We start from the raw sequence: 5,276 nt of genomic DNA on the forward strand, positions 1-5,276 counted from the left end.
TCCAGATGGCTGCCATCAACCTCACCCGCCACTCGTTCCATGGCGACTGGAACTATACGATTTCACCTCATCGAAAACATCATCGTTCCAAAACGAATTGACTGAGTTATTTATGGACGGGCCCTAACTGCCTCGAAGAGAGCCACGTCGATTTGATAACTGCCGTCGGCTTCCGTTTCGAAATGCTTGGTGGCCAGAATCGAAACTGCGTTCTGAAGTGATCGGATCGCATCCACGTGAAGCTTTGGCGTATTCATGCGCTCGACCCAAGCCTTGAAATCCAGCCGCAACCGAAACGGTGCGACGGATTGGCCTTGAAGTCCCGCCCGGGCGATGGCAGCCTCCCACTCGGCTCGCGAGTAATTGCGAACGTGTGAACAATCCCGCAGGGGCTCGATCGCCTGAAAATAGGTGTCGACGAGCGGATTGCTGGACGTGACGGTATCAACGATTACCATCGTGCCCCCTGCCTTCAGAACGCGCCGTGCCTCGCCCAGCCCAGCGTCAAGATCGCGCCAGTTACGCGCCCTGAAAACGGCTGAGCACGACATCGAAACTATTCTCATCGAAAGGAAGGCTTTCAACGGCGCCCTGGCGCACGTCACGTTCTCCAGCCCGCGTTCGCCCGCGGCGCGCGCGACCACGTCCAGCATTTCCGGTGAAAGATCACATGCCACGATCTCCTTGACCAAGGGCGCGACATTGAAAGTGACGTGACCACCGCCGCAACCGAGATCGAGGACGCGGGCATCGGTCCGGTTTTGCATCAGCAAGACCATCGCATCCAGATCCGGGCTCTGCGCATGCACCGCGCTCTTCAAATAGGCGTCGGCTCTGGATCCGAATTGATCGCCGACCAGGGCTACATGGCTCTTTTCCATCGTCGCAAGCTCCACTGTTGGCCACAAGGGCGCTAGCATGCGGCATAAACTGGTCTCAGCCTCAGATTTATGCTGGTAAAACTCTCACCATGATCCAGCAGACCGCTTCAACCCAGCTTCGGGAACTGGGAGACTTCGTCAGATCCATGAGGGAGCGGTTAGAGCCAACCGACTCGGCCTGCCTCTCACCGGCCGCCGCCGTACTCCGGGCTTGCGGAGAGAGGAAGTCGCCCAACTTTCCGGTGTCAGCGTCACCTGGTACACTTGGCTCGAGCAGGGGCGGGAGATGTCGCTCTCTGCGCAAGCGCACGCGCGCCTCGCGACGGCGCTGCGACTCGGCCGTGCCGGACGGGCCTATCTCTTTGAACTCGCCGCAAAGTGGGACCCGGATCAGCCCATAAGCGAGACGGACCATGTTCCATCCTCGCTTCTCGCCTGCGTCGATTTGCTCACTTCGCCCGGCGGAATTTCGTGCGGACCTTAGCGCTCACCTCAGTGATCCCTCCATTTCGCGGCTGATCGATGAGTTGAGCTCTCGTAGCGAGACGTTCAAGCTATACTGGCATCAACGTGTGGTGCTGGAGCGTGAAGGCGGCGAAAGGACATTTGACCACCCGCAAGATGGCCTTCTGGCCTTTGAGCAAGTCAGCCTTTCCCTTCCCGGCCATGACGACCTCAAATTCGCTGTGCTTAGTCCCGGCGCGGGGTCGGGGCATGTAGCGTCTTCTCTCTGCCTCGCTCTCGCGAGCATGCTTGAGGGTTCAATCGAGTCGAGCGGAACTGTTCGAGCCGGATCAAGAATCTGACAGGCCGTTTCGATCGCTTCCAGATGGCGGTGGTCGTCGGGGAAGAAACTTGACGTTTGCCGTGGTTGGGAGTGCATCGCCGTGGTAGAGCCGCCCCCAGAGAGGGCTCTTCCAGCCGGCGAGGTCTCCTCGTGACAAGCGATGGCTTGCCAAAACAGTGGTTCTGCTCTCGTGACGCTAGCGACATAGTTCAATGACACCCCAACCGAAAAACTTATTCCTGATTGGTACCTCGCATGTCGGGAAGTCGACCTGTGCGCATCGCATCGGCCTGGCCACCGGCTTGCCAGTGATTTCGACCGACATGTTAGGGCGTCATCCAGAGCGACCTTGGACCGGCGTGCCTGACGCCGTAGTAGAATTCTATCATCGTCTATCGAATGACACGATCCATTGGTTCCTCCGGGCGCATCATGAGAATATGCGGCCAATCATTCGGGAGAAGATCAGAGCGCAACGACAAATGGGAGATGGTTTTATATTTGAAAGTGCTGCGCTTCGCCCTGAATACCTAGCTGACTGGGAGATTGGCGATGCTCTGGTTGTGTGTTTCCACGTTGAAGATCCCGTCCTGCGCGAGCGTATCGTGCATGGGAGCCGGTATTCGGAACAAGGCAAACAAGTGAAAGCGGCAATAGAGAAGTTCGTGGAACGCTCGCTGCGCGAAAACACAGCCTTGGCTGAAGCTGCCAAGGCGCACTGGCGCACCGCGAATTGACGTCCCTAATCCCGAAAACGCCGATCGTTCAACTAAGGAGTTGGTGTCGCGTCTTGTCGGCTCGTCGGACCCATCATGAGGTATGAGTCAGCCGATGCCATCGGCCGGAGAAAACTGCATGCGCATGTACTACCAGGTGGACGCTTTCGCAGAGGGACTTTTCGCCGGCAATCCCGCAGCCGTTCTCGTTCCTTGACGGATGGCGAAGCTCCAATTGATCGTCCGACAATTGCGCCATTCCAGCCTGCTCTTCCGATAAGAGTTCCATGCTACCGCTTATCTGCTCTGCTCATTGCATGTCGGCTGTGGCGAGGCGTTGCCTTCGTGATATCGAAGCCCGCCTGTAGGGGGCAGGCCGGCATGGAACAGGAATTACGAGCGACGGTTGAGCGGGCGATTGTCGCGGCGGTTCGCGTTCACGAACCGCCTCGCTGCTCATCAATCATAGACGCGTCGTCGACACCCGGCGCATGCGGGAGTTGGCGCAGCCCTTGGCGGGTGATCTTCCTCCCTTCGCCTTCATTCAGACCCCGCAGCCATCGCTCCGGCCCCACCCAAGAGCTTCACGTTGAGGCGGCCGCCGGTGAACAGCATGTCGTCGAGCGCTTCCTCGATGTCAGCTGTGGTCACTGAGTTTCCGCCGTCACGGGCGATGCATGATTGCGCAATGCGTCGCATCAGCTCCTTAATGAAAGCGGCGCTGACGCCCTCAGTGCGGCGCACCGTCTCGGCTACGATCTCCGCCTCAAGCGGCAGGCCCATGCCGTAAAGCCGGATCAGCTTGTCGCGGCCGGTCGTATCAGGCAGCGGTATCTCGATCGCCTGGTCGATGCGGCCGGGGCGACCGGCCAGGGCGCCCTCGAGTTGCTCGGGGCGGTTGGTGGTGAGCACGAAGAGGATGTCAGCGTCTTCCTTCAAGCCGTCCATTTCATTTAGGAGCTTGTTCAGCGCGGCCTCCTCACATGTTGTCAAGTGGTCGCGCTTGCTGGCGATCAGATCGACATCCTCGATCACCACCATGGTAGGCTGCAGCAGGCGCGCGAGCGCCATATAGGCGCTCAGCTCACCGACCTCTTCGGCGGTGATGATTAGCGTGGTGTGTCCCGGTAGGTTGGTGGCGAGATAGCGGATGGTGTGGGTCTTACCGGTGCCGGGCGGGCCATAGAGCAGGATGCCCTTGCGGGTCGACTGGCCGAATCGGCGGAGTGCGCCGCGCGTGGCGACAAAACTCAACACGTTGCGATCAAGCAATTTGATAGCCTGTTCCCGCAGGATCACGTCCTCGCGCCTCACTGGTGCCAATCGATGCACCATGATGCCTCTTGAGCGGCCGCTGTAATCCGCACCTTTCTCGAATGAGAGGATCTTGCCGCGATAAGAACGTGCCGCGTGCACCGCCCGTTCCAGTTCGTCAAAGCTGCGCTGAACAAAGGCTTCGCCGCCAGACCCCGCAGGGGCAACGATTTCAATCCGGATCGTCGACTCTTGCTCGATCTCGAGCTCAGTAGAGAGCACGACGGCATAGAAAAATTCGCTCGCCCGGCAAAGCCACAGTCCATTGTACAGGCATTTGACCGGCGCCGTCTCGCCAGTATCAACCTGGTGATATTGCGGCGGCACCAGCGAAATCGCATTCTGTCCACGCCGTTTCATCCGAGCGAATGAAAGCGTCTCGTACCTATGTTCTTCATAGGCGCCGAAGAAGCGGACCGGATCGGCGAATAGCTTATCGATCGCGACCTGAACATCGGCCTGCATGTGGCCCGGGAATTGCCGCACAGTAGTGGCGAGTTCGCTCGGCGGTATATTGGGGAAGTGCCACTCAAGCGCTTCGAAGGCATATTCGAATTGCACGTCGGACAGGTCGGGGCCGTCCGCTTCGCCCGCGGCTTCGCCCGTGATCAGCAGGGGACATCCTTCAGCTCGGATACGCTCTTGCGCCGCCTCGAGGAGCGCCTTTGCGACTGAGGGAGGATAGCGTCCGCAGACGGCCTTGCCATGCTGCAAGACGAGTTTGGCGAGCGCAATGGCATCCCGCTCCTGTTTGTCGAATACCTCGCGCAGCAGGCGTACCACGAAACCGAGAGTCGTCTTGCCGTCATTGTGCAAAACAAGCTGAATGGGCGCACCGCCTGCGCAGATCTTGTCCACAAAGACCCCCGGTGCGTGTTCTAGTTGTTCGGCAGTGTTCGTCATGAAAGTGGTCTCCGATCTAAGCTCATCACCGGACACTTCGGCCGGCTTAGACACGCAATGCAAATTGCTTGCCGCCGCGTTCCTTACGCTTCATCGGCGGAATCCATAAAGAAGACACGCAAAGCCGCCGCAATCCCTCGAAGACCTTTGTCAGCAACCCTACACGCGCCGCAAAGCCAACAGGCGCGATCTCGAAAAGGTGAGCAATGTCAAGCTCGGGCGCACTGGCATGCGACGCCAATTCCTATGCAAACGACCCAGGCAAAAAGGATAGCCATGATCAATCTGACGGATAGCGCAGTGAATGCGCTCAAGAGCGCGATCTCGGCTTCGGCGCAGCCGACGAGCGGCCTGCGCATCATGGTCGAGGCCGGTGGCTGCGACGGGTTCAAATACCGGATGAGCCTGGCCGACGAGGCTAAGCCTGACGACACCGTGATCGAGCGCGACGGCGTCAAGGTGTTCGTCGTCGACAATAAGGGCCCGTCCATAAACAACTGCGTCATAATTGCCAGAGATCGCGAGGATTTTTTGCGCGGAATTCCCAATGATGAGTCGCGCGACGTAGCGTCGTGGGATGATTCGAGCCGCTCAGGCGCGCGCCGCGCGGAAGCGCTATCGGGAGATGGCCCCTGTTCTGAATGAACAGAGCCTCCGGCGCTTTGTCGCCCTGGA

General features: G+C 59.0%; 6 protein-coding genes. 4 read left to right on the plus strand and 2 right to left on the minus strand.

Annotated elements, in window-relative coordinates:
• Positions 1–110 precede the first annotated feature (110 nt).
• The gene (locus GWG65_RS39825) at positions 111–881 is read right to left on the minus strand and encodes a methyltransferase domain-containing protein (protein WP_275200858.1); all 771 of its coding nucleotides are present in this window, start codon (positions 879–881) and stop codon (positions 111–113) included.
• A gap of 211 nt (positions 882–1,092) precedes the next feature.
• Here GWG65_RS39825 and GWG65_RS39830 point away from each other — a divergent pair, with 211 nt between their 5' ends.
• The 3 genes from GWG65_RS39830 (at position 1,093) to GWG65_RS39840 (ending at position 2,405) form a co-directional block, all read left to right on the plus strand.
• Entirely contained in the window at positions 1,093–1,365 is a 273-nt protein-coding gene (locus GWG65_RS39830) for a helix-turn-helix transcriptional regulator (RefSeq protein ID WP_275200859.1), read from the plus strand.
• Positions 1,295–1,687 (plus strand): hypothetical protein, encoded by a 393-nt coding sequence (locus tag GWG65_RS39835; RefSeq protein WP_275200860.1) that lies wholly within the window; start codon positions 1,295–1,297, stop codon positions 1,685–1,687. Before GWG65_RS39830 ends, GWG65_RS39835 begins: the two co-directional genes overlap by 71 nt.
• 193 nt (positions 1,688–1,880) lie before the next feature.
• Positions 1,881–2,405 (plus strand): hypothetical protein, encoded by a 525-nt coding sequence (locus GWG65_RS39840; RefSeq protein WP_275200861.1) that lies wholly within the window; start codon positions 1,881–1,883, stop codon positions 2,403–2,405.
• A gap of 519 nt (positions 2,406–2,924) precedes the next feature.
• Here GWG65_RS39840 and GWG65_RS39845 read toward each other — a convergent pair.
• Positions 2,925–4,601, minus strand: a complete 1,677-nt coding sequence (locus tag GWG65_RS39845; RefSeq protein WP_275200862.1) for an ATP-dependent Clp protease adaptor ClpS — start codon at positions 4,599–4,601, stop codon at positions 2,925–2,927.
• A gap of 276 nt (positions 4,602–4,877) precedes the next feature.
• Here GWG65_RS39845 and GWG65_RS39850 point away from each other — a divergent pair, with 276 nt between their 5' ends.
• Positions 4,878–5,246 carry an iron-sulfur cluster assembly accessory protein gene (locus GWG65_RS39850; protein WP_275200863.1) on the plus strand — a complete coding sequence of 123 codons (369 nt, stop codon included), beginning with the start codon at positions 4,878–4,880 and terminating at the stop codon, positions 5,244–5,246.
• The last annotated feature ends 30 nt before the right edge of the window (positions 5,247–5,276 follow it).

It is taken from the genome of Bradyrhizobium sp. CSA207 (assembly GCF_029051685.1).
GTDB lineage: Bacteria > Pseudomonadota > Alphaproteobacteria > Rhizobiales > Xanthobacteraceae > Bradyrhizobium.

Excerpts from the sequence above, each read along its gene's own strand:
- GWG65_RS39845 (WP_275200862.1), bottom strand. The coding sequence starts at position 4,601 with ATGACGAACACTGCCGAACAACTAGAACACGCACCGGGGGTCTTTGTG.
- GWG65_RS39835 (WP_275200860.1), top strand. The coding sequence starts at position 1,295 with ATGTTCCATCCTCGCTTCTCGCCTGCGTCGATTTGCTCACTTCGCCCG.
- GWG65_RS39825 (WP_275200858.1), bottom strand. The coding sequence starts at position 881 with ATGGAAAAGAGCCATGTAGCCCTGGTCGGCGATCAATTCGGATCCAGA.
- GWG65_RS39850 (WP_275200863.1), top strand. The coding sequence starts at position 4,878 with ATGATCAATCTGACGGATAGCGCAGTGAATGCGCTCAAGAGCGCGATC.
- GWG65_RS39840 (WP_275200861.1), top strand. The coding sequence starts at position 1,881 with ATGACACCCCAACCGAAAAACTTATTCCTGATTGGTACCTCGCATGTC.